Source organism: Thiohalobacter thiocyanaticus (genome assembly GCF_002356355.1).
GTDB classification, from domain to species: domain Bacteria; phylum Pseudomonadota; class Gammaproteobacteria; order Thiohalobacterales; family Thiohalobacteraceae; genus Thiohalobacter; species Thiohalobacter thiocyanaticus_A.
Window position 1 is genome coordinate 3,097,890 of record NZ_AP018052.1, and the last position, 21,286, is coordinate 3,119,175.

The following is a 21,286-nucleotide window of genomic DNA, read 5'->3' on the forward strand; positions in this document are numbered from 1 at the left end:
GAAGCTGAGCCGGACAAGCCCAACACAAGAGAACCCCGCGTCAGCCAGTACGTATTCCCCGTCATCCCGGCGAAGGCCGGGATCCAGATACCGCGGCGGGTACTGGATTCCCGCCTTCGCGGGAATGACGGGAAGGGGGGATAGTCGGCTTTCTCCTGGATTTTCCTCTGCGCCCTCTGCGTTACACAGCACCTGGCTCAAAAGAACAACTCCGCCAGCTTCGCCCCCGGCTCCTCCGCGCGCATGAAGGCCTCGCCGACCAGGAAGGCATGCACGCCGTGCTCGCGCATCAGGGCGACGTCGGCCGGGGTATGGATGCCGCTCTCGGTGACCACGAGCCGGTCGCCGGGGATCTCGGCCAGCAGGTCCAGGGTGGTGTCCAGACTCACATCGAAGCTGCGCAGGTCGCGGTTGTTGATGCCGATCAGCCGGCAGGGCAGGCGCAGGGCGCGTTCCAGTTCGGCGGCGTCGTGGACCTCCACCAGTACGTTCATGCCCAGGTCCTGGGCCAGACCGGCCAGTTCCTGCATGCGCGCATCCTCCAGCGCGGCGACGATGAGCAGGATGCAGTCGGCGCCGATCGCGCGCGCCTCGACCACCTGGTAGGGATCGAGCATGAAGTCCTTGCGCAGCACCGGCAGCGGACAGGCCGCGCGCGCCTGCTGCAGATAGGCATCCGCCCCCTGGAAGAAATCCACGTCGGTGAGCACCGACAGGCAGGCGGCACCGCCGCGGGCATAGCTGGCGGCGATGGCGGCGGGGTCGAAGTCGGCGCGCAGCACCCCCTTGCTGGGCGAGGCCTTCTTGATCTCGGCGATCACCGCGGCCTGATTCCGGGTGATGCGGCTGTCCAGGGCGGCGGCGAAACCCCGCACCGGCGAGGCCTCGGCCAGGCCAGCCTCGAGTTCGGCCAGCGGCAGCCGCTGCCGGCGCTCGGCCACCTCCTCCGCCTTGCGGTCCAGGATCCGGCGCAGGATGTCCGGGACTTCCGCACTCATGCCGATGTAGCCTTCAGGCTGCGGCTGAACTCGGCCAGCGCGGTGAGGCGCTCGCCGGCATGGCCGGCATCGATCACCTCGGCAGCCCGCTTGACCCCGGCCTCCAGGGAATCCACCAGATCGGCGGCATAGATGGCCGCGCCGGCGTTGAGCAGGACGATGTCCCGGGCCGGGCCGGGCTCACCCGCGAACACGCCGCGGATGACGCTCAGGCTCTGGTCGGCATCGGCCACGCCCAGCGCAGTCACGTCGCCGCGGCTCAGACCGAACTGCTCCGGTTCGATGGCATATTCCTCGATCACGCCATGCCTGAGTTCCGCGATCCAGGTCGGCGAGCCGATGCTGATCTCGTCCATGCCGTCCTCGGCATGCACCACCAGCACATGGACACTGCCCAACTCCTTCAGTACCTCGGCCAGCGGCCGCAGCCAGGCGCGGTCATACACGCCCAGCACCTGGTGCGGGGCGCCGGCCGGATTGGTCAGCGGCCCCAGCACATTGAACAGGGTACGCACACCCATCTCCCGGCGCGGGCCGACGGCGTGCTTCATGGCGCCGTGATACAGGGGCGCGAACAGAAAGCCGACCCCGACCTGCTCCACGCACTCCGCCACCTGGACCGGGGTCAGATCCAGATTGATGCCGGCCGCCTCCAGCACATCGGCGCTGCCGGACCTGCTGGAGACCGAGCGGTTGCCGTGCTTGGCCACCCGGGCCCCGGCCGCCGCGGCGACGAAGGCGGTGGCGGTGGAGATGTTGAAGGTACCGGCACCGTCGCCGCCGGTGCCGCAGGTATCCAGCAGGTGCGGCCCGTTGACTTCGACCCGGGTCGCCAGTTCGCGCATCACCCGGGCCGCGGCGACGATCTCGTCGACCGTCTCGCCCTTCATGCGCAGGCCGACCAGGAAGCCGCCGATCTGGGCCGGCGTGGCCTGGCCGGTCATAATCAGGCGCATGACCGCGGTCATCTGGTCGCGGTCCAGGTTGCGCCGTTCGGTCACGGCGCGGATGGCGGCCTGCATGTCCATCAGTTCATCTCCATGATTATTATCAAGAAAACCTCAAGAGCGCCACGGAAGACACGGAAAGCACGGACGATTTCTTAATTGTCATTGCCTGGGTGCTGCGCACCCGGGCAATGACAAAGCCTGAGTGTGCGCTTGTCCGTGCTTTCCGTGGCCATCTTCATATCAGGTGTTTTTCAGGAAATTGCGCAGCATGGCATGGCCGTGCTGGGTCAGGATCGACTCGGGGTGGAACTGCACCCCCTCGATCGGCAGCTCCCGGTGACGCACGCCCATGATCTCGTCCAGCTCGCCGGCCGCGTCCAGGGTCCAGGCCGTCACCTCCAGACAGTCGGGCAGGCTTTCCTTTTCGATCACCAGCGAGTGATAACGGGTCGCCTCCAGCGGGCTGGGCAGGTCATGGAAGACACCGACATCCTTGTGATACACCTGCGAGGTCTTGCCGTGCATGATGGCGCCGGCGTGGACAATACGCCCGCCGAAGGCCTGGCCGATGCTCTGATGCCCCAGGCATACGCCCAGAATCGGCAGTCTGCCGGCGAAATGCCGGATCGCCTCCACCGATATCCCGGCCTCGGTCGGCGTACAGGGGCCGGGCGAGATCACCAGGTGATCCGGGCGCATGGCCTCGATCTCCGCCACCGTGATCCGGTCGTTGCGGAACACCCGCACGTCCTCCCCCAACTCGCCCAGGTACTGGACCAGGTTGTAGGTGAAGGAGTCGTAGTTGTCGATCATTACCAGCATTTGACGTTTCCGGTAGTAACGCAGAGGACGCAGAGTTTATAAGGAATTCACAACTCTGTAGACGCCCTGTTTGATGACAGGAACCCGGAAGTTGAGCAACAGACCAAGCTTCCTGTTCATCAGCCTCAAGTATGTCAGCAATTGCGCTTTATGTACCTCTTCGACTTTTTCGATTGATTTCAACTCGAGCACCAGGCAGTTCTCGACCAGAAAATCGGCGCGACAGGCCCGGTCCAGCACCAGCCCCTTGTAATTGATCGCAATCGGCACTTCGGTCTCGAACCCGATCCCCTGCAATCGCAGCTCGTGTGCCAGACATTCACTATACGCCGACTCGAGTAACCCGGATCCCAATGCCCGATGCACCTCAATGGCTGCGCCGATCGCAGCTCCTGCAACCTGATTTTCCAGCATTACGCATTCCTTTGCGCCTCTGCGTCTCCGCGTCCTCTGCGTTAATTCCCGCTATTTATGGCTCCCATCCAAACCCGCCTCCGCCATGGCCACGGCGCGGAAGATGGCGCGGCCCTTGTTCATGGTCTCGTCCCATTCGTTGCGGGGGATGGAGTCGTGCACGATGCCGGCGCCGGCCTGGATGTGCAGGGCGGCATCCTTGATCACGGCGGTGCGGATGGCGATGGCGGTGTCCATGTTGCCGTTCCAGGCCAGATAACCGACCGCGCCGGCATAGACGCCGCGCTTGACCGGTTCCAACTCGTCGATGATCTCCATGGCGCGGATCTTGGGCGCGCCGCTCACGGTGCCGGCCGGGAAGGTGGCGCGCAGCACATCCATGGCGCTCATGCCCTCGCGCAGTTCTCCGGTGACATTGGAGACGATGTGCATCACATGCGAGTAGCGCTCGATCACCATCTTCTCGGTCAGCTGCACGCTGCCTGTCTTCGCGATGCGGCCCACGTCGTTGCGGCCCAGATCGATCAGCATCAGGTGCTCGGCCAGTTCCTTGGGGTCGGCCAGCAGATCGGCTTCCAGCCGCCGGTCCTCGGCCTCGTCGGCGCCGCGCGGGCGGGTGCCGGCGATGGGGCGCACCGTGACCTCGCCGTCCTCCAGCCGGGTGAGGATCTCCGGCGAGGAGCCCACCACGTGGAAATCCCCCAGGTCCAGATAGAACATATAGGGCGAGGGGTTGAGGGTGCGCAGCGCCCGGTACAGGTCCAGCGGCCGGGCCTTGAACGGAATGGACAGGCGCTGGGACAGCACCACCTGCATCACGTCGCCGTCGACGATGTACTGTTTGGTCCGCTGCACCGCCTCCTCGAACCCGGCCTGGGTGAAGCCGGAGACGAAATCGGTCTCCTCGACCGCGACCGGGGTGGCATTGACCTGGTGCTTGAGCGGCCGGTCCAGCTGCTGCACCAGGGCATCCAGGCGCGCCTGACCGCGGGCATAGGCCGCCTCGCCGTCGGGCTCGACATGGGTGATCAGGAACAGCTTGCCGCGCAGATTGTCGAACACCGCCACTTCCTCGGACACCATCAGCAGGATGTCCGGCACCTGCAGGGTATCGGGATTGGGGCATGCGGCCAGGCGCGGCTCGATATAGCGGATGGTGTCGTAGCCGAAATACCCGACCAGGCCGCCGGTGAAGCGCGGCAGGCCCTCTATCTCCGGGACCTGGAACTGCTGCTGGTAATCGGCGATCCAGGCCAGCGGGTCCTCCACAGTCTCGGTGGCGACCGCCTCCCCGTCCTGCCAGGTGGTGATCTCGTGGCCACTGATGCGGATCACCCTGGAACAGGGCAGCCCGATGATGGAGTAGCGGCCCCATTTCTCGCCGCCCTGCACGGACTCGAACAGATAGGAATAGGGCCCGTCGGCCAGTTTCAGGTAAGCACTTAGCGGCGTATCGAAATCGGCCAGGATTTCCCGGGCCAGCGGGATGCGGTTATAGCCCTCGCGGGCCAGCTCGCGGAAGCGGGCAATGTCCATCAGACACCTCAAGAGACGAATTCAACGGATACAGCGGTACGACTGACGTATTACTTACGCCATCGCCGGGGCTGATATGTCGAATCCGTCTGCATGGGTTGCGGTATTGTTATCGTCGTAAATCTAGGCCGCCTGCTCCAGCAGGCCGCGGATCTCGGTCAGGGCATCGATCACCGCGTCCGGACGGGCATCGCGGATATCGTTGCCGTGGTTGTAGCCGTAGCTCATGCACACGATCTGAAAGCCGGCGGCGCGCGACGCCTTCACGTCACTGACCGAATCGCCCACCATCATTGAATGCGTCGGCTGGACACCGAAGAATTCGGCGGCGTGCAGCAGCGGCGCCGGATCGGGCTTGCTCTGCGGCAGCGTATCACCGCTGACGATGATCGCAAAATAGTCCGCCACGCCCAGATCGCGCAGCAGCGGCTCGGTGAAACGGGCCGCCTTGTTGGTCACGCAGCCCAGCTTGTAGCCGGCGGCCTTGAGATAATCCAGGCCTTCGCGCACCCCCGGATACAGCACGCTGCGTTTGGAGGTGTTCTCGGCATACAGTTCCAGAAAGATCGGATAGGCGCGCTCGAACAGGGCCGCATCCGGCTCGCCCTCGAGTTGGCCGATCAGGGCACGGCGCACCAGCCGCTCCACCCCGTTGCCGACCCAGTTGCGCACCTTCGCCTCGCCGTGGGCCGGCATGTCGAGCTGTTGCATCATCGCGTCGACGCACCAGGCCAGGTCCGGGACGCTGTCCACCAGGGTGCCGTCCACGTCGATGAGGATCATGTCGGGTTTATTGATCATTGATTTGCTTGGTTTAGTGTTGCGGCATTAACGCAGAGGTCGCAGAGGCGCAGAGACGCAAAGTCATCGATACGCAAACAAACACTCTTTCAACAATGCAGACTCTCTGATTTTGAATATTTCTATCTCTGCGCCTTTGCGTCTCCGCGTCCTCTGCGTTCCTTCAACCCAGGCCAGATAACCCTCAGGCCTTGGCCAGTTCGTCGCGCATCTGCTTGACGATGCTGTCGTAGCGGTTCGGGTCGGAATCCTGGCCCTTGCCGAAGATGCCCGAGCCGGAAACGAAGGTGTCGGCGCCGGCGGCGGCGATCTCGCGGATGTTGTCCACCTTCACTCCGCCGTCGATCTCCAGCCGGATGTCGCGGCCGGAGGCGTCGATCAGCTTGCGCGCCTCGCGCAGCTTGTCCATCGCACTGGGGATGAAGCTCTGACCACCGAAGCCGGGGTTGACCGACATCAGCAGGACCATGTCGACCTTGTCGATGACGTATTTGAGGTAATCCAGCGGCGTGGCCGGGTTGAACACCAGGCCGGCCTTGCAGCCCTCGGCCTTGATCAGCTGCAGGGTGCGGTCGACGTGATCGGAGGCCTCCGGGTGGAAGGTGATGTAGGTGGCACCGGCAGCGGCGAAGTCAGGCACGATGCGATCGACCGGCTTGACCATCAGATGCACGTCGATGGGCGCGGTCACGCCGTGCTTGCGCAGGGCCTCGCAGACCAGCGGGCCGATGGTCAGGTTGGGCACATAGTGATTGTCCATGACATCGAAGTGCACGATGTCGGTACCGGACTTGAGCACATTGTCCACTTCCTCGCCCAGCCGGGCGAAGTCCGCCGACAGGATGGACGGTGCGATCATGTAATCTGCCATGGTGTTCGATCCCCTGATTCTGGTTGCAGGCAACTCGCGCTAGCGAATAAAGTTGCGCACTGTACCTCAATATCGGCGGATTTTCAGCCTTTGCCACGCAAATCAACCGGGTATAGCCCCCGAAGACTGTCGGAGCGCGGGATGAAACATTTCAAGGGCTTGTTTTTTCTGGCCTGCAGCCTGCTGCTGGCGGCCCCGGCCGGCTTCGCCGCCGGCGACCGCGCCAAGGAGCAGCGCTGGGCCGACCAGATCGTGGACATGCTGATCGACGGCGAGGCGGTATGGCTGGGCCCGGACGACGCCCGGTTCCTGGCCATCCACACCCCGGACCTGACCGGCGCGCCGAAGGGCGCGGTGATCCTGGTCCATGGCATGGGCGCCCATCCCGACTGGCAGGAAGTGATCCAGCCCCTGCGGGTGCAGCTGCCGGAGCATGGCTGGGCCACCCTGTCGGTGCAGATGCCGGTCCTGCCCAATGACGCCGCTCCGGCCGACTATGCCCCGCTGGTGCCGGAGGCCGCGCCGCGGCTGCGCAGCGCCCTGGACTGGCTGCAAGGCCGCAGCAACGGCCCGGTCTTCATTGTCGCCCACAGCCTGGGGGCCATCATGGCCGCCGCCGCCCTGGCCGGTGACACTGGCCCGGAGGCGGACGGGCTGGTCCTGATCGGCATGGGCGGCAGCAGCGAGGATCCGCACCTGAACAGCGCCGCCCATCTGGAACAGATCACCCTGCCGGTACTGGACCTGTTCGGCAGTCGTGACCTGGACAGCGTGCTGGCCGGCCGCGAGGCCCGCGCCCGCGCCGCCCGCCGGGCCGGCAACGACGCCTATCGCCAGGTCGAGGTCACCGGCGCCAACCATTTCTTCACCGGCCTGGAAGCGGTCCTGGTGCGCCGGGTGCGCGGCTGGCTCGAATCCACCTCCGACAATCTCGAACAGGAATAAGGAGTAATCCATGACTCTGATGCCCGTACTGATCAGCCTGCACCTGCTCGCCGCGGTGGTGTGGATCGGCGGCATGTTCTTCGCCTGGATGGCGCTGCGGCCGGTGGCCGCCAGCCTGCTGGAGCCGCCGCTGCGGCTGCCGCTGTGGTCGCAGACCTTTGCGAAGTTCTTTCCCTGGGTGTGGCTGGCGGTGATCCTGCTGCCTGTCACCGGCTACTGGATGCTGTTCGACGTGTTCGGCGGCATGGGCCGGGCGGGCATGCACATCCACCTGATGCAGGGCATCGGCTGGCTGATGATCCTGCTGTTCATGCATGTCTTCTTCGCCCCCTACAAACGGCTCAAGCGCGCCGTGGCGGCAGGCGACTGGCCGGCCGGGGGCCAGCAGCTGGCGATCATCCGCAAGCTGATCGGCATCAATCTCACGCTGGGGCTGGTGCTGGTGGTGATTGTGGCGGCGGGGCGGTATATGTGAATGATTGCACCACAACGGCCACAAAGCCTTGTAGGTCGGGTTAGCCTGTAAGGCGTAACCCGACGCACGCCGCGGCATTTCGGGTTACGCTGCGCTAACCCGACCTACTATTGTTGCTTTGTGTCCCTGGTGGTGAATCCACTCTATTTCTTGCCACGCGACTCCATCACGGTATCGTAGGCCGCACGGATCTCCTGCGACTTCTCGGTGGCCAGTTCGATCATCTCCTCGGGCAGCCCCTTGGCCACCAGCTTGTCGGGATGATGCTGATTCATCAGCCGCCGGTAGGCCTTCTTGACCTCGGCATCCGAGGCACTCTCGGCAATATCCAGCACCTTGTAGGCCTCCGCCAGCCGATCGCGCGAGGGCGGCGCACCGGCGCCGGGACGCGCCCCCTCCCCGGTGAAGAAGCGCGCGGCCTTGACCAGGTTCTCCAGGTGCTCGAACTCATGGCGGGAAAAACCCAGCCGCTCCCGGATCCGATCCAGAATGCGCCGCTCGGCTGTATCGATGCTGCCATCGGCATAGGCGGCATGCAGCTGGATCTCCAGGAACATCTGCAACAGGTGACGGCGGCGGTGGGCTTCGCGGCGGAACTGATCCAGCACCGCATCCAGATCGAATCCGGAGTCCTTGCCCTCGTGGAACAGGCGGATGGCGGTCCTGCGCATCTCGGGCGAGAGCCGCATGCGGTCCATCACCGCCTCGGCCAGCGAGATCTCGTCGCGCGAGACCCGGCCGTCGGCCTTGGCGATGTGACCCATCACGGCGAAGCTGGCGGTGAAGAAGGCCGTCTGCACCCGGGCCTGATCGCCCGGCCGCGGCCCCCCGCCGCCGAGCGGCTCCATGCCGCGCAGCCCCTTGTCGAACTGGTGTCCCAGCGCCCCGCCCAGCAAGGCCCCCAGCGGACCGCCCAGCATGAAGCCGAAGGCGCCGCCGATGAGCTTGCCCCACCAGCTCACTGTGCCCGCTCCCGCCGCGCGCCGTTCGCATCGGGAGAGCCGCCGCCGGCACGCCGTGCCGGCAGGGCAAATTCAGACGAATCAAGTACTAGGGCCTTCACTGTCATGATCTCCAGGTTAGCGCTTGCGCGTACCGCCGGCAGGTCCTATGTTAAGGGAAGTCTGATCGTTGCTCCTTGCGTCTTTCCCGCATAAACGGGAATCCACATCCTGCACGGATCATGGATGTCCGCGTGCGCGGACCCGACGGATGAATCAGGGGTCCCTCAACCAGCCCCGCAGCGAAAACGACTGCATACTAACCCAGGCGCCTGCAAGAGGTAAGCGACCATGGCAACCGAGTTCGACCCCCGCATCGGTGACTGGTATCAGACCAGCGAAACGGGAGAGCAGTTCGAAATCGTGGCCGTCGACCCCGACGACCAGACCGTGGAGATCCAGTACTTCGACGGCACCGTCGAGGAACTGGACATGGACGCCTGGCGGGAACTGCCTATCGTTCCGGGCGAGCCGCCGGAGGACTGGTCCGGTTCGCTGGACATCGAGCGTGAGGACTATGGGGTGGATCTGGAGTTCTCCCGCCACGACGACTGGACCAACCCGCTCGACACCCTGGATTGAACCTCCCTGTCACCGCGGCACATCCCTGGGTCGTCAGCCCGGCACTGGCGCGCGGTATCCAGACCGAACTGGCGCGCGAGGTCATCCGTGAGGATCGCCTGGGCCCGGTCCACCGGGTGGCCGGCGTCGACATCGGCTTCGAAGCCGGCGGGCGGACCACCCGGGCAGCGGTCGCCGTACTCGATTTCCCCGCCCTCACCCTGCGCGAGCGTCTGCTGCTCAAGCGTCCCACCCGTTTCCCCTACATCCCGGGACTGCTGTCCTTTCGCGAGGTGCCGGCGCTGCTGGAGGCGCTGACCGGGCTGCGCCATGCACCCGATCTGATCCTGTGCGATGGCCAGGGGCTGGCCCATCCGCGTCGCTTCGGCCTGGCCTGTCACCTGGGGGTGTTGAGCGGCATTCCGACCATCGGCGTGGCCAAGTCGCGCCTGATCGGGAACTACCAGGAGCCGGGCCCGGAGCGCGGCGACTGGAGCCCGCTGCATGACGGCGATGAGGTGATCGGCGCTGTACTGCGAACCCGCTCCCGTACCCGCCCCCTGTTCGTCTCCATCGGCCACTGCGTCAGCCTGGCCACGGCGATCGACTATGTCCTGGCCTGCGCCCCGCGCTACCGCCTGCCCGAGACCACGCGCGCGGCACACCGGCTGGCATCGGAGAAAGAAACACCTCAGATCGGGTAGGATGGGTGGAGCGCAGCGCAACCCATCATTACACAGGCGGAGACGATGGGTTACGGCGCAAGCGTCTCCACCCATCCTACTCCTCACTCCTCAACAAAATATCCCCCACATTCAATCTCATGGGCACGAGACCCTTGAAACCGCCCGCCCCCGCCTCAACCTTGATGTTGTCAGGCCGCTAAGTTTCATGAAGGGCAGAGCCGGCCGTACCAGGAGGTGCATCATGCTGATACTGGACATGCAGGAAGGAACAGAGTTGGAATTCACCGCGCCCGCCCCGACGGCCGCAGCGCAGTCCCCCATTCCGCCGGCACCGGCACTGCAACTGCAGGAACATCTTCAGCCTGCTGTTCAGGGTCCCGATCCGGAACTGGTACGCCGTACACTCACCCGCTTCCCCGACTGAGCGATACGGATTGCATTGAATCCTCCTTCGACCCGCCCTCGCGGCGGGTTTTTTTTCGCCTGTTCCCTGAACCCGGCCGGAGTTGCGCCCTGGTTGCGCTGCCAGCCGGAATGACATCTAGCTCTGCGCTTGCCGGCCGAGACAGATCCAGCCATCGACCAGTTCCAGCGCCACCGGCGTGAGCCGGTCGCCCACGCAGGGTCCGGCCACGCATTCCCCCCCATCAAGGGTGAACAGGGCAGCATGGGTCGCGCACTGGATGTGGCGTTGGTCCAGACTGAGAAACTGATCCGGCATCCAGTCCAGCGGGCTGCCGGCATGCGGGCAGCGATTGATGTAGCCGTACACCGATCCCCCCGGCGTACCACCAGGATGGACTCGGGCACGCCGTTCAGTTCGACCTCGAATCCGCGGCTGCCGGGATCGGCCAGTTCGTCGAAGCGGCACAGGCGGGCGTCAGGCATCGGCAGTGACTCCATGCAGGCCCTCGCGGCCGCATTTGGCGCCGGCGATGCGACAGGCCCGGACCAGACCGGCCGGCCAGTCCATGCCCTGCAGGCGGGCGTCGATCAGGGCGGCATTGAAGGTATCCCCCGCCCCCAGGGTGTCGACCAGCTGCGGCGGCGCGACGGCAGGACTGTGATGCAGTCGCCCGCCCCGGTCCAGTGCCCAGGCCCCGGCCTCGCCCCAGGCGCAGACGCGGTCGGACCCCGGGCTCTGCGCGGCCACCGCCTGCAGCAGCGCGGGGGCAGCGCCGTGGCCCTGCGCCCGGGCATAGTCGCGCGAGAACAGCAGCAGACCGGCGTGGGGAAACAGCCGCTCGATGCCGGGCCGCGGCTTCTCGATCTCCAGGGACACCGGCAGGTCCGGACGCTGGGTGCGCAGGTACGCCAGCATGGCCTCGGTCTGCTCCACATTGCGGCCCTCGAAATGCACCCAGTCCAGCGGGGTCAGGTCGATGCGGCGGAAGCTTTCCAGGTCGTACTCGGGCAGATCACGATAGTGCACGATGCTGCGGCTGCCGGTCGCCTGGCTGTGCAGGATATAGGAAGTCGGCATCTTGCCGGTGGCAAGCCGGCGGCAGGCGGAATAATCGATACCGTAACGGTCAAGATCCGCGCGGACAGGCGCGGCGTCGGGTTCATCGACCAGCACCCCCGCCCAGGCGCAGGCATGACCGAGCTGACTCAGCACCACCAGGCTGTTGGTGGCGTTGCCGCCGCGCACCCGGCGCTGGGACAGCGCCCGCACTTCACTGTCCTCGGGCGGATAACTGTCCACTCGGTTGATGATGTCGAGGGTGGCGATGCCGACGGCAAGGATGCGGGCCATGGGCGCGCAGTTTACCCAATAATGGCGTGAATTGCGGTCGCGATATCCCTGACCGTCATCCCGGCGACTGCCGGGACCCCGGTACCGCGCGGCTCCTGGATGACTCGCTGCGCGCGTCCCGGCCTACGACTCCTCGCGGCGCCGGCGCCCGCCGAACAGCCCGGCCACCAGGCCGCCGCGGCGCGGCTCCGCGTCTTCGTCGGTGTTTGCGCTTTCCTGCGCCGCCTCGAGCACGATGAGCTGGTCGCGCAGCCGCTCGATCTCCTCCCCGGCCGCCTGCCGGTCGGTCTCGGCCTGCGAACGCAGCGTGGCCAACTCGGTCTGCAGCCGCGCGAGTTCACCCTGATCCGCCGCCGCGCCGGCCTGGGCGGCCCGCAGCCGGTCCAGTTCGGCCTGGTACTGGCCGGCCTGCTCCCGGGCCTCGTCCAGCAGCAGCTGCAGCCGCTCCACCTCCTCGCCCGGCGCGGCCCGTCCGGCAGCGGCCCTGCGTGCCTGCTCCAGTTCGGACTGCAGCGAGGCAGTGGTCTGCTGCATGGCCTGCAGATCCTGAGTGGTGACTTCACGCAGCTGCTCGAGTTCGGCCTGCAGGGCGGCGATCTGTTCCCCGGCTTCGGTGCGTGCCGTATTCAGTTCATCCCGCAGGCTGTCGCGTTCGCCTTCCAGGCCGGTCCGCTCCTGCCGCAGCTGTTCCAGTTCTGTCTCCAGGCTGGCAACCCGCCCTTCGACTTCGGCCCGCGCCGCCTCCAGCTCCGCCTGCAGGTTGTCGCGCTCGGTTTCCAGGCCGGCCCGGTCCTGCCGCCGCTGTTCCAGTTCGCTGCTGCGAGATTCCAGTTCCGTCTGCAGCGATTCGAGCCGGGACGTCAGTTCCGTCTGCGCGGCTTCGGCCTCGCCGTCGCGGCGCGCCTGCTCAGACGCGGCCGCGTCCAGCTGCGACTGCAGCCCGGCCAGTTCCCGCTGCAGGGCCTCATGGCGGGATTCGGTCTCGGCCAGCGCGCTGTCGTGCTGTTGCCGGGCGGCGTCCAGTTCAGCCTGCAGCGACTCGTTGCGCTGCTCGCGCTCGGCCAGGGTGCCGCGCTGCTGCTCGAGTTCGGTTTCCAGTTCCTGCAGCCGCTGGGCCAGGGCCTGGTGGGCCTCCTCCTGACGCGCCTGCTCCGTGTCGCGCGCGGCCAGCTGTTCCTGCAGGGCAACACGCTGTGCCTCCAACTCGCCGCGGCCATCGCGCTCTGTCGTCAATGCGGCCTGTAATTCGTCGCGCTCCGTCTGCAGGGCCTGGAGCGAGGCCTGCAGTGCTTCCAGCTGTTCGCTCTGCCGGGCGGCCTCGGCAGACTGGGAATCGCGCACCGCCGTCAGCTGCGCCTGCAGTTCGTCACGCTCCCCGGCCAGGGCGTCTGCGCGCCCGCGTTCGGTCTCGAGCGTCCCGGCGGCCTCCTGCGCCTCGCGTTCGCGCGCCTCCAGGCGGGTTTCCAGCTCCCCGTTCTGCTCTTGCCGGCGTTCGAGTTCTGTCTGCAGCTCCTCCCGGGCCTTGCGCGCCGCGTCGAGTTCGGTCTGCAGGGTCTGCAGCTGCGCCTCCTGCGTGGCCAGGGCGGCATCACGCTCACGCTCCAGGGTGGTTAACTGCGTCTGCAGTTCTTCCCGCGCCCGCCCGGCCTCGGCGGCCCGCTTCTCGCCAGCCTGCTGCTGTTCCTGCAGGGCCCGGTACTGCTGGCGCAGTTCGGTGAGCTGGGCATCGCCGTCCTGCTCCATCGACTGCAGCTGGCGCTCCAGATCCTGGCGCACCGCCTGGGCGGCGGTCAGTTCACCGCGGGCCGCCTCGAGTTGCTGCTGCAACTCCTGCTCGGCCGCGTCCCGCGCCTGCAACTGCGATTCCAGCGCCTCGATCCGGGCGGCGGTCTCGGTCTGCGCCTGCTGCAGCCGGTCGCGTTCCGCCTCGGCCGTCTCCGCCCGCGGCATGAGTTCATCCAGGCGGGCCTGCAGGTCGCGATTGGCCTGCTGCAGCTGTTGCTGCTGTTCATCCCCTGACTGTTCCCGGGCGGCCAGTTCGCTGCGCGTCTGCTCCAGTTCCTGCTGCAGTCTTTCGACTTCTGCCTGGACGGCGCCGTGCGCCTGTTCCAGGTCCTGGCCCCGGGACTTCGCGGCCTCGAGCTCCGACTGCTGTTGCTGCTGCTGCGCCTTGAGCTGATCGCGTTCCTGCTCGGCGCTCTCGGCGCGTGCAGCCGCCTCGCTCAGCTGTGACTGCAGCGCCTGTTCCTGCTCACGCAGCGCCTGCAGCTGGCTGTCGCCGTCCTGCTGCAGTTCGCCGATTCGGGCCCGGGCCTGTTCCAGTTCGGCCTCCAGCGCAACGACGCGTTCCTGCTCCGCACTGGCCTGCTCCGCCTGCTGCGCCTTGAGTTGATCGCGTTCCTGCTCGGCGTTCTCGGCCCGCGCGGCCGCCTCGCTCAGCTGCGACTGCAGCGCCTGTTCCTGCTCACGCAGCGCCTGCAGCTGGCTGTCGCCGTCCTGCTGCAGTTCGCCGATCCGGGCCCGGGCCTGTTCCAGTTCCGTCTCCAGGGCAGCGTGCGCCTGGCGGTCCTGTTCGGCCTGTCCCGCCGCGGCCTCGTACTCTTCCAGCCGGCGGGAGAAATCGTTCAACTGCTGCTCGGCGGCGTCCTGTTCGGCGGCCAGGTTCTGCTGCGTCTCCTTGAGCTGGGTCTGCAGTTCGCGGTTCTCCGCCTGCGCCGCTTCCAGCGACTTGCGCAGTTCACCGCTGTGCTCGCTCAGTTCATCGAGTTCGGCCTTGAGGCTGCCGATACGCTCGTCCTGGTCCGCGGCCTGACTCGCGGCTTCGCCCTGGCTGTCCAGGCGCGCCTGGACGGCCTGCAGTTCCTCGCGCAGGGCGGCGACGCGGGCCTCGGCCTGATCACGGGCCTCGGCTGCGCTCTGCGCCTCTTCGCGGGCCTGCTGAATCTTCTTCAGGGCATCCTCGCGGAACTGCTTGAAGCGGGCCAGTTCGCGCTCATAGGTATTGGATGCCTGCGCCTCGTCCGCGGGCGCCGGCACCGGTTCGGACTCGTCGAGCGGCTCGAGCTCGACCACTCCGGCAGCGGCCGTTGTCGCCCCTTGTGACGGCGGTTCCGAAGCCGGCGGCGGCTCCTGCACGGCGGCGGCCGTCACTGCGGTCCCGGTCATGACGCCGGCCGGCACAGTGACCAGGCCGTCATTGAGCACGTAGACGTCGAAACCGCGCTGGCTCAGCAGGAATCCGGCGCTGGCGCTGCGGCTGCCGGTGTCGCAGCACACGATGTATTTCTTCTGGTGATCGAGTTGATCGAGCTCCAGACGCAGGGCCGACAGCGGTATGTTGCGGGCGTCGGGGACATGGGAATTGGCATATTCACCGGGCAGGCGCACGTCCAGCCATTCGGCATCACCCCCCTCTGCCAGACGGGCCGCCGCGGCGTAATCGACCTTGTTGACCAGCGGCTCTTCGAGCAGTTCGGTGAAGTCCTGCTTGGACAAGCGCATCAGCATGCCGTCGGTAAGCATGGTGATGCTGGCATTGCGCTTGGCATTGGAGACGAGCGCGTCCTCGCCGAAGGCATCGCCGTCGGCCAGTTCGGCCAGCTTCACCGGCTTGGCGTTGGCCGATGGCTTGCGCGTGACCTCGCAGCGGCCGGATTTGATGATGTAGAAAAAATCACCTTCCTGTCCCTGCTCGATGATGGCCTCTCCGGCCTTGACCGGCACGGTTTCCATGCGCATCAGCAGACGCTGGATATTCGAGGGCGGCAGCTTCAGGAAGGCCTGCGACTGGAGCAGTTTCGTCATCCAGTCCTCGCCGTCCTCGTCATCGAGTTCGGCCACCTCGTATCCGGAGGACTGATCCCAGGTCAGGAAGATGTCCAGCAGGCTGGAATCGATATAGGCAATCGTGACCTTGGAGGCCGCCCGCGCCGCGACCTGGCGCGGCTGCTGGTTGGCCAGCGGATGCAGGCCGGCGTCGGTGCCGCCGACAACCGAGCCCACGACCTCGCCGCCGGCCAGCAGGTTGACCTCGCCTTCCAGGACATAGACAGCGCGGTTGTCGCGATCCTTTTCCTTGAACAGATAACGACCCGCACCGACCTCTTCGACAACCGTCTTCTGCGCCACCTCGTTGAAGTGCATGGGCGACATCGCATTGAAGGGCACGAGGGTCTGTAAGGTCTTTTTATCTATGATTTTTTTTGCTGCTCCCATGCAGTCTGAACCGTCCTGTCTGTGACACACCAAGCCGCGCCCGCCTCCTGCCGGGAGGCGACATTCCACTCTGGCTATCGGCGTGCAGGGACTCGATCTTGAGTACGGCGACGGGATGAATCTGTGGCCCGGTTGGCAGCGTGAAAGACCCGGGCGGCGGGATGACAACGGACCATGGGCCGCCGTGATTTCTTACAATCAAACTGGCGCATTCACGCCGGAATATGTTTCACGCCGTCGCGACCGCGAGGTGCAGCCGTTGCGGGAACAAAGGCTGTGATGCGGAAAATACTGCAGTAAAAGCTTCAAACCCCTTCCCCTGCAGTTCAATTGTGCTATCTTAACGGGCGTCACCACATCCATGCATATTCAATACGCACTCGATGATGATAAACATAGGAGCTTAAATTAATGGCCGCAAAGAAGAAGACCGCGAAGAAGAAAACTGCCGCCAAGGCAGCGCCCAAAGCCACCACCAAATCCGAAACCCTCTCCTACATTGCCGACAAGACCGGCCTGACCAAGAAAGACGTCGGTGCCGTATTCGACGCCCTCTCGATGCTGATCAAGCGTGACCTCAAGCGCAACGGCCCCGGCTTCTACAACGTCCCCGGCCTGATGAAGATCAAGGTCGTGCGCAAGCCCGCCACCAAGGCACGCAAGGGCATCAATCCCTTCACCGGCGAAGAAATGGTATTCAAGGCCAAGCCGGCCCGTAATGTCGTGAAGGTCACCCCGCTGAAGAACCTGAAAGACATGGTCTGACCCCGGGGTCAGGGCTGACGGGACCATAGCCGGGGAGCCCCCGGCCGTGGTCCCCCACCCTGTAATACCGCCGCGCCGGACCCAGGCCGCATGCCCGGCGCCCCGCTGCTCACCACGCAGCGCTAGAATTCTTCGATGCCCAGCCTTTCCCTGACTGCATGCTTGAGCCGCATCATCTGCTGATGCGGAATATGCAGTAAATCAGTCAGCTTGCGCACCAGGTGCTCCTCGTACTTGTCCAGCACCCCGTCGGCATAGGCCATCTCCCACAGCATCCCGACGATTTCCTGCTTTTCCTCGTATGACAGCCGCTTGTCGATCAGGCGGGTGAATTCGTACAGGGAGGCCGCCTCGCGCACCTCCAGTTCCGCCAGACTCATCAGTTCATCCAGTTCCGACTGGGTGAGGCCGAAGCGGCCGGCGATCAGATCGCCGGCCAGCAGGCGTTCCTGATCCGAGGCATCGAAGTCGGCCCGCGCCATTTCGATCAGCAGGGCTGCTGTCGCCAGCCGGATGCCGTGGGCGTGGGTATCCGGCGCGGCAGCCTCGACCTCGGCCTGGATGATATCGTTGAAAAAGGACTGGATACGATCAAGCATCGGCAGGGGTTCCCCTCGACTGGTGACTGGAACGACGCGCGTTTTCCCCTCAGGGCCGGTCGACCCGGTAGCGGGTGCCGCGCGCCTCGATGATCACGCCCTCTGGGGTGATGGCCTCGAGCCGACCGCCCCCGGCCAGCTGTTCGCCCTCGCGGTAACGCTTGAGGTCGATCAGCACGAAGCGCTGCGCCGGCGACTCGGCGTAGACGTGCACGTCCAGCCGCGGCCGGATGAGGCCGTTTTTCTCGGCCGCGCTCAGCTCATCCCAGCGCGGCGCCTGCGGCGGCACCGCCTCGGCGGGCTGCGCCGGCGCTTCCGGTTCCGGTGGCGCCATCCAGCGTACACTGCCCCTGGACGGCTGGGCCGGGGCAACCGGGGCCGGGGCAACGGATTCGACTGCCGGGGGCGGGGGCTGTGGCGGGAGCGCCGACACGGCTGCAGCCGCCGTCGGCAGCGGCATCCGGGAACGGGCGGCGGCCGGTTCGGCGGCCTCGTCCGGTTGCGCGGCGGCGGCGGACGCGGACGCTGCCGCCCGGCTCCCGGTTGTCTCCTGCTGTGACAGGGGCACCGGCGTCTGCGGGCGAAGCACCAGCCAGAGCAGGATGGCGGCATTGACCAGCAACACGCCCGACAACAGCCAGGGCCACCAGGGCCGGGCCGGGCGTCGCCCCATGGCAATGCCGGCCTCGGGCCGGGGCACCGCGCCGAGTTGGCGTTCCTGTTCCGATTTCTTCAGCGCTTCGAGGATATAGGACATGCGGCTCACCCCCGCGGCGCACTGCGCAGACGCGGCGCCCGGTTGTCACGGTCGGCATTGTTGAGCTGAATCAGGGTCAGGGCGCCGATCACCCCATCCTGCTGCAATCCCTGCCCGGCCTGGAACCGTTCCACCGCCCGCTGCAACCCGGCATCGAAGCGCGGGCGCAGCGCGTTTGCGACCGGCGCGAGCAGATCCTGCTCCTCCAGTACCCGCCGCGCCCAGGCCACTTCCTCGCTGACATCGCCCTGGCGCAGCAGTTCACGGTCGATGGGCGAGCGCCACAGCAGGACATATTCCCCCATCCAGTAGCGGTCCAGCGTGGCCAGCGGCAACGTCAGCAGCTGTCCGTCCAGCCGCAGCCGGGCGCTGGCGTCATCCAGCCCGTCCAGCGCCGCCGGCACCCGCCGGCCGTCGCCGGCGAGCAGCTGCAGCACGGCCGGCCGATCCAGCTGGCGCAGCTGGTTCCAGTTGCCGGTCCGGTGCAGGCATCGCAGTCCCAGGTCGCGGGCCTGCTCACAGGCCGACCGCCCCGGCGTCAGGGCGGCCTCCAGGCCCCAGCGGCCGAACAGGTGGTTCCAGGCCGTGGCGGCCGGTGCGTCCGCCTCATTCAGGTGGCGCTCGAGGCGGGCGGCGGCATCCACTGCGCCGGTATCCGCGACGGCAGCGGACACCGCCGCGGCCCGCTCTTGCGCGGCCTCCAGTCCGGGCCGCGCGGACGCCGGGGTTTCAGGCGCGCCGGAATCCGTCTCGACATTCCCGGCGGCAGCCTGGACCGCGGGTTGCGAAGGCGCCAGCCAGGCCATCAGGGTACGCGCCGGTGATGACAGCGACGGCCAGGCGATACCGGCCAGCAGGCCGACCGCCAGCAGTACCAGTACGGCAATCGCGGCCGTCGCCAGCCGCGGCTGGCGAGTCGAAGCTGCCTCATGGCGCCCGGGGAGCACCTCGTGCGCGGCCCGGCGCAGGATACGGCGGTCGATGCTGCGCCGCTCCTCGACATACCCCCCCAGCAGGGCCCGGTCGCAGAGGATGTTGATCAGCCGCGGCACGCCACCGGACAGGCGCTGGACCTCGTCCATCGCCCCGGGCGTGAACAGGTCAATGGGCCCGCCGCACACCCGCAGCCGATGCTGGATATAGGCACGCGTTTCGTCCCGGGTCAGCGGCTCCAGGTGATAGCGGGCGGTGATGCGCTGGGCCAGCTGACGCAGGTCCTCGCGCGCCAGCAGGACCTTCAGTTCCGGCTGACCGATAAGGATGATCTGCAGCAGTTTCTCGTCGGCGGTCTCCAGGTTGGTCAGCAACCGTACCTGCTCCAGCACCTCGCGGCTGAGATTCTGCGCCTCGTCGATCAGCAGCACTGTCTTGCGCCCCTCGGCATGGGTACGCAGCAGGTGGCGGGTCAGCGCATCGGTCAACAGCTTGATGCTGGTACTGGCGGCGGGATAGGCCACCCCGAGTTCATCGCAGAGGGTGGCGAGCAGCTCGTGTTCGTTGATCCGGGGGTTGAGGATCATCGCCACGTCGACATGCGGCGGCACCTGCTCCAGCACCGCCCGGCTCAGGGTGGTCTTGCCGGTGCCCACCTCGCCGGTGAGCTGGACAAAGCCGCCGCCCTCACCCAACCCGAACAGCAGATGCGCCAGCGCCTCCCGGTGACGCTCGCTCAGATAGAGGAAGCGCGGGTCCGGGGCGATGGAGAAGGGCTTGCTGTCCAGTCCGTAGAATTTGAGATACATCGGCTCTCGACCTGTAGGCGCGGCCCCAGCATAACAAAGGTGGATTGTCCTGCCATGTCCCTGCCGTTCCCGGCCGGAATCACGTCAGGCATTTTTACACCCGCGTTGGCCGGCGTCCCGCCTCCTGGATGTCACGCACAAATCTTATTTGTTATTCATACAGATAAAAAATCAGGCACGGGTGTTGCTGGGGTTTGACTATCCTGTCTGCGCGGCTCCGCCACGCATTCGCGTCAGGAGGGTCGACACATGAACATGCCGGTCAACAAGCGTATCAATGGCACTGAGGTGACGGCCAAGCCCGTATTCAAGGGCGGCGCGCTGCCCGCCTACTGGGTCGCCACCATCGACAACCACATGCTGCTCCAGACCTTTCCCTCGGCCTCGGCGGTATTCCGCTTCGCGCAGCAGCGTCCGGTCGGTTTCTGAGCCGGCCGCGCGGATATTCAGCCGAGCCGCTCGAGCAGCGTCTGCCGCAACAGATTGAGGCGGCCGTGAAAGAAGTGCGAGACCCCCTCCAGGGCCACGATCTCCGGCTGCGGCCGGCAGTTGCGGGCCCACTCCAGCACCTGCTGCGCCGACACCACCTCGTCCTCCAGCCCCTGGATCAGCAGCCAGGGCGCGTCCGGCAGTTCGACCTCCTCGAATGAGAACACCGACACCGGCGGCGCGACCGTGATCAGCTGCGCCGCCCCGGCCTCCCGCGCCACTGCCAGCGCCACATAGGCGCCGAAGGAAAAGCCGGCCAGCCACAGGGGCCGGTCCGGCTGCCAGGCCCGGGCCCAGGCGATCGCCGCCCGGCAGTCATCCTGCTCGCCGCGCCCCTCGTCATAGCTGCCCGTGCTCTGCTCCACGCCGCGAAAATTGAAGCGGACCGTGGCGATGTTCAACTCGTTCAGGGTGCGGGCGAGATAGTGCACCACCTTGTTGCGCAGGGTGCCGCCATAGAGGGGGTGCGGATGGCAGATGACGGCCACGCCGGCGACCGTCTCCGGCCGGGCGGTCAGCGCCTGCAACTCCCCCGCCGGGCCGGCGAGGGTTTCCCGGTTTTCAGTGACGGGCATCGGCAATGGGACCGTGACGGATATCGGACAGCAACGGACGCAATGCCCCCGCGGCCGCGGGGGCCGGGAACGACACGGTCAGGGCCTTACAGGTCCCTGACCCGTTCCCGCCGTTCCAGCCGCGGCGAGTGGATGGACAGGTCCAGGTAGTACCAGCCGTCGAGATCAACGAAATCACGCTTGCCGTTGGCGTATTCCAGGGCAATGGAACTGAGCCGGGCACCGGAATAGACGATGGCCCGGACCTGAACCAGCTGGCCGACGATATTGGTATACCAGTAACCCGGTATGGGTTTGTGCTGAAGCAACATGGCAGTTCACCTGCAGA

At 66.3% G+C, this 21,286-nt stretch carries 23 protein-coding genes; 7 read left to right on the forward strand and 16 right to left on the reverse strand.

The genetic code is table 11. The features are described from left to right. Positions 1–197 precede the first annotated feature (197 nt). The 7 genes from trpC to rpe all read right to left on the reverse strand — a co-directional run bounded on the left by trpC (position 198) and on the right by rpe (position 6,392). Entirely contained in the window at positions 198–998 is an 801-nt protein-coding gene (trpC, locus tag CFK21_RS14340; RefSeq protein WP_096367292.1) for an indole-3-glycerol phosphate synthase TrpC, read from the reverse strand. Continuing rightward, entirely contained in the window at positions 995–2,026 is a 1,032-nt protein-coding gene (gene trpD, locus CFK21_RS14345) for an anthranilate phosphoribosyltransferase (protein ID WP_096367293.1), read from the reverse strand. Before trpD ends, trpC begins: the two co-directional genes overlap by 4 nt. 162 nt (positions 2,027–2,188) lie before the next feature. After that, positions 2,189–2,770 (reverse strand): anthranilate synthase component II, encoded by a 582-nt coding sequence (locus CFK21_RS14350; protein WP_096367294.1) that lies wholly within the window; start codon positions 2,768–2,770, stop codon positions 2,189–2,191. A gap of 36 nt (positions 2,771–2,806) precedes the next feature. Then, the gene (locus tag CFK21_RS14355; protein ID WP_096367295.1) at positions 2,807–3,184 is read right to left on the reverse strand and encodes a GxxExxY protein; all 378 of its coding nucleotides are present in this window, start codon (positions 3,182–3,184) and stop codon (positions 2,807–2,809) included. Between the two features lie 51 nt (positions 3,185–3,235). Next, positions 3,236–4,720: an anthranilate synthase component I gene (gene trpE / locus CFK21_RS14360; protein ID WP_096367296.1), complete on the reverse strand. Its 1,485-nt coding sequence runs from the start codon at positions 4,718–4,720 to the stop codon at positions 3,236–3,238. Positions 4,721–4,843: 123 nt separating this feature from the next. Then, the gene (locus tag CFK21_RS14365) at positions 4,844–5,521 is read right to left on the reverse strand and encodes a phosphoglycolate phosphatase (protein WP_096367297.1); all 678 of its coding nucleotides are present in this window, start codon (positions 5,519–5,521) and stop codon (positions 4,844–4,846) included. Between the two features lie 184 nt (positions 5,522–5,705). Further along, positions 5,706–6,392 (reverse strand): ribulose-phosphate 3-epimerase, encoded by a 687-nt coding sequence (gene rpe, locus CFK21_RS14370; protein WP_096367298.1) that lies wholly within the window; start codon positions 6,390–6,392, stop codon positions 5,706–5,708. A gap of 141 nt (positions 6,393–6,533) precedes the next feature. On the opposite strand from rpe, the gene CFK21_RS14375 reads away from it, so the two are divergent. Together CFK21_RS14375 and CFK21_RS14380 are read left to right on the forward strand one after the other, a co-directional pair. Then, a complete protein-coding gene (locus CFK21_RS14375; RefSeq protein WP_096367299.1) occupies positions 6,534–7,337 on the forward strand; it encodes an alpha/beta fold hydrolase in 804 nt (267 codons plus the stop codon). 10 nt (positions 7,338–7,347) lie between these two features. Further along, the gene (locus tag CFK21_RS14380) at positions 7,348–7,812 is read left to right on the forward strand and encodes a CopD family protein (RefSeq protein WP_369801212.1); all 465 of its coding nucleotides are present in this window, start codon (positions 7,348–7,350) and stop codon (positions 7,810–7,812) included. A 143-nt stretch (positions 7,813–7,955) separates the two neighbouring features. On the opposite strand, the gene djlA is transcribed toward CFK21_RS14380, so the two are convergent. After that, positions 7,956–8,774: a co-chaperone DjlA gene (djlA, locus tag CFK21_RS14385; RefSeq protein WP_096367301.1), complete on the reverse strand. Its 819-nt coding sequence runs from the start codon at positions 8,772–8,774 to the stop codon at positions 7,956–7,958. A gap of 330 nt (positions 8,775–9,104) precedes the next feature. On the opposite strand from djlA, the gene CFK21_RS14390 reads away from it, so the two are divergent. The 3 genes from CFK21_RS14390 to CFK21_RS14400 all read left to right on the forward strand — a co-directional run bounded on the left by CFK21_RS14390 (position 9,105) and on the right by CFK21_RS14400 (position 10,484). Continuing rightward, a complete protein-coding gene (locus CFK21_RS14390) occupies positions 9,105–9,395 on the forward strand; it encodes a DUF6763 family protein (protein WP_096367302.1) in 291 nt (96 codons plus the stop codon). Beyond that, entirely contained in the window at positions 9,392–10,078 is a 687-nt protein-coding gene (nfi, locus tag CFK21_RS14395) for a deoxyribonuclease V (protein WP_096367303.1), read from the forward strand. The genes CFK21_RS14390 and nfi overlap by 4 nt, the downstream gene beginning before the upstream one ends. Before the next feature lie 223 nt (positions 10,079–10,301). Further along, positions 10,302–10,484 (forward strand): hypothetical protein, encoded by a 183-nt coding sequence (locus CFK21_RS14400; protein ID WP_096367304.1) that lies wholly within the window; start codon positions 10,302–10,304, stop codon positions 10,482–10,484. A gap of 117 nt (positions 10,485–10,601) precedes the next feature. On the opposite strand, the gene CFK21_RS14405 is transcribed toward CFK21_RS14400, so the two are convergent. The 3 genes from CFK21_RS14405 to CFK21_RS14415 form a co-directional block, all read right to left on the reverse strand. Then, entirely contained in the window at positions 10,602–10,832 is a 231-nt protein-coding gene (locus CFK21_RS14405; protein ID WP_197702965.1) for a Rieske (2Fe-2S) protein, read from the reverse strand. 108 nt (positions 10,833–10,940) lie between these two features. Further along, positions 10,941–11,816: a PfkB family carbohydrate kinase gene (locus tag CFK21_RS14410; RefSeq protein ID WP_096367305.1), complete on the reverse strand. Its 876-nt coding sequence runs from the start codon at positions 11,814–11,816 to the stop codon at positions 10,941–10,943. Positions 11,817–11,939: 123 nt separating this feature from the next. Further along, positions 11,940–16,031: a cyclic nucleotide-binding domain-containing protein gene (locus CFK21_RS14415; protein WP_096367306.1), complete on the reverse strand. Its 4,092-nt coding sequence runs from the start codon at positions 16,029–16,031 to the stop codon at positions 11,940–11,942. A gap of 411 nt (positions 16,032–16,442) precedes the next feature. Between CFK21_RS14415 and CFK21_RS14420 the strand changes: the two genes are divergently transcribed. After that, positions 16,443–16,796: an HU family DNA-binding protein gene (locus CFK21_RS14420; RefSeq protein WP_096367307.1), complete on the forward strand. Its 354-nt coding sequence runs from the start codon at positions 16,443–16,445 to the stop codon at positions 16,794–16,796. A 122-nt stretch (positions 16,797–16,918) separates the two neighbouring features. Here CFK21_RS14420 and CFK21_RS14425 read toward each other — a convergent pair whose 3' ends face one another. Genes CFK21_RS14425 through CFK21_RS14435 form a run of 3 tightly spaced genes read right to left on the reverse strand, consistent with a single transcriptional unit; the run spans position 16,919 to position 19,894 of the window. After that, positions 16,919–17,395: a TerB family tellurite resistance protein gene (locus tag CFK21_RS14425; RefSeq protein WP_096367308.1), complete on the reverse strand. Its 477-nt coding sequence runs from the start codon at positions 17,393–17,395 to the stop codon at positions 16,919–16,921. 49 nt (positions 17,396–17,444) lie between these two features. Further along, positions 17,445–18,152, reverse strand: a complete 708-nt coding sequence (locus tag CFK21_RS14430) for a general secretion pathway protein GspB (protein WP_096367309.1) — start codon at positions 18,150–18,152, stop codon at positions 17,445–17,447. Positions 18,153–18,157: 5 nt separating this feature from the next. Continuing rightward, the gene (locus CFK21_RS14435; protein ID WP_096367310.1) at positions 18,158–19,894 is read right to left on the reverse strand and encodes an AAA family ATPase; all 1,737 of its coding nucleotides are present in this window, start codon (positions 19,892–19,894) and stop codon (positions 18,158–18,160) included. A gap of 249 nt (positions 19,895–20,143) precedes the next feature. On the opposite strand from CFK21_RS14435, the gene CFK21_RS14440 reads away from it, so the two are divergent. Then, complete coding sequence (locus tag CFK21_RS14440) at positions 20,144–20,323, forward strand: hypothetical protein (protein WP_096367311.1); 180 nt, start codon at positions 20,144–20,146, stop codon at positions 20,321–20,323. 17 nt (positions 20,324–20,340) lie between these two features. Here the strand turns inward: CFK21_RS14440 and CFK21_RS14445 are convergent, their stop codons facing one another. Both CFK21_RS14445 and CFK21_RS14450 read right to left on the reverse strand, forming a co-directional pair. Beyond that, positions 20,341–20,958 (reverse strand): alpha/beta hydrolase, encoded by a 618-nt coding sequence (locus tag CFK21_RS14445; RefSeq protein ID WP_157745714.1) that lies wholly within the window; start codon positions 20,956–20,958, stop codon positions 20,341–20,343. Between the two features lie 86 nt (positions 20,959–21,044). Then, positions 21,045–21,269: a hypothetical protein gene (locus CFK21_RS14450; protein ID WP_096367313.1), complete on the reverse strand. Its 225-nt coding sequence runs from the start codon at positions 21,267–21,269 to the stop codon at positions 21,045–21,047. Between the last annotated feature and the right edge of the window lie 17 nt (positions 21,270–21,286).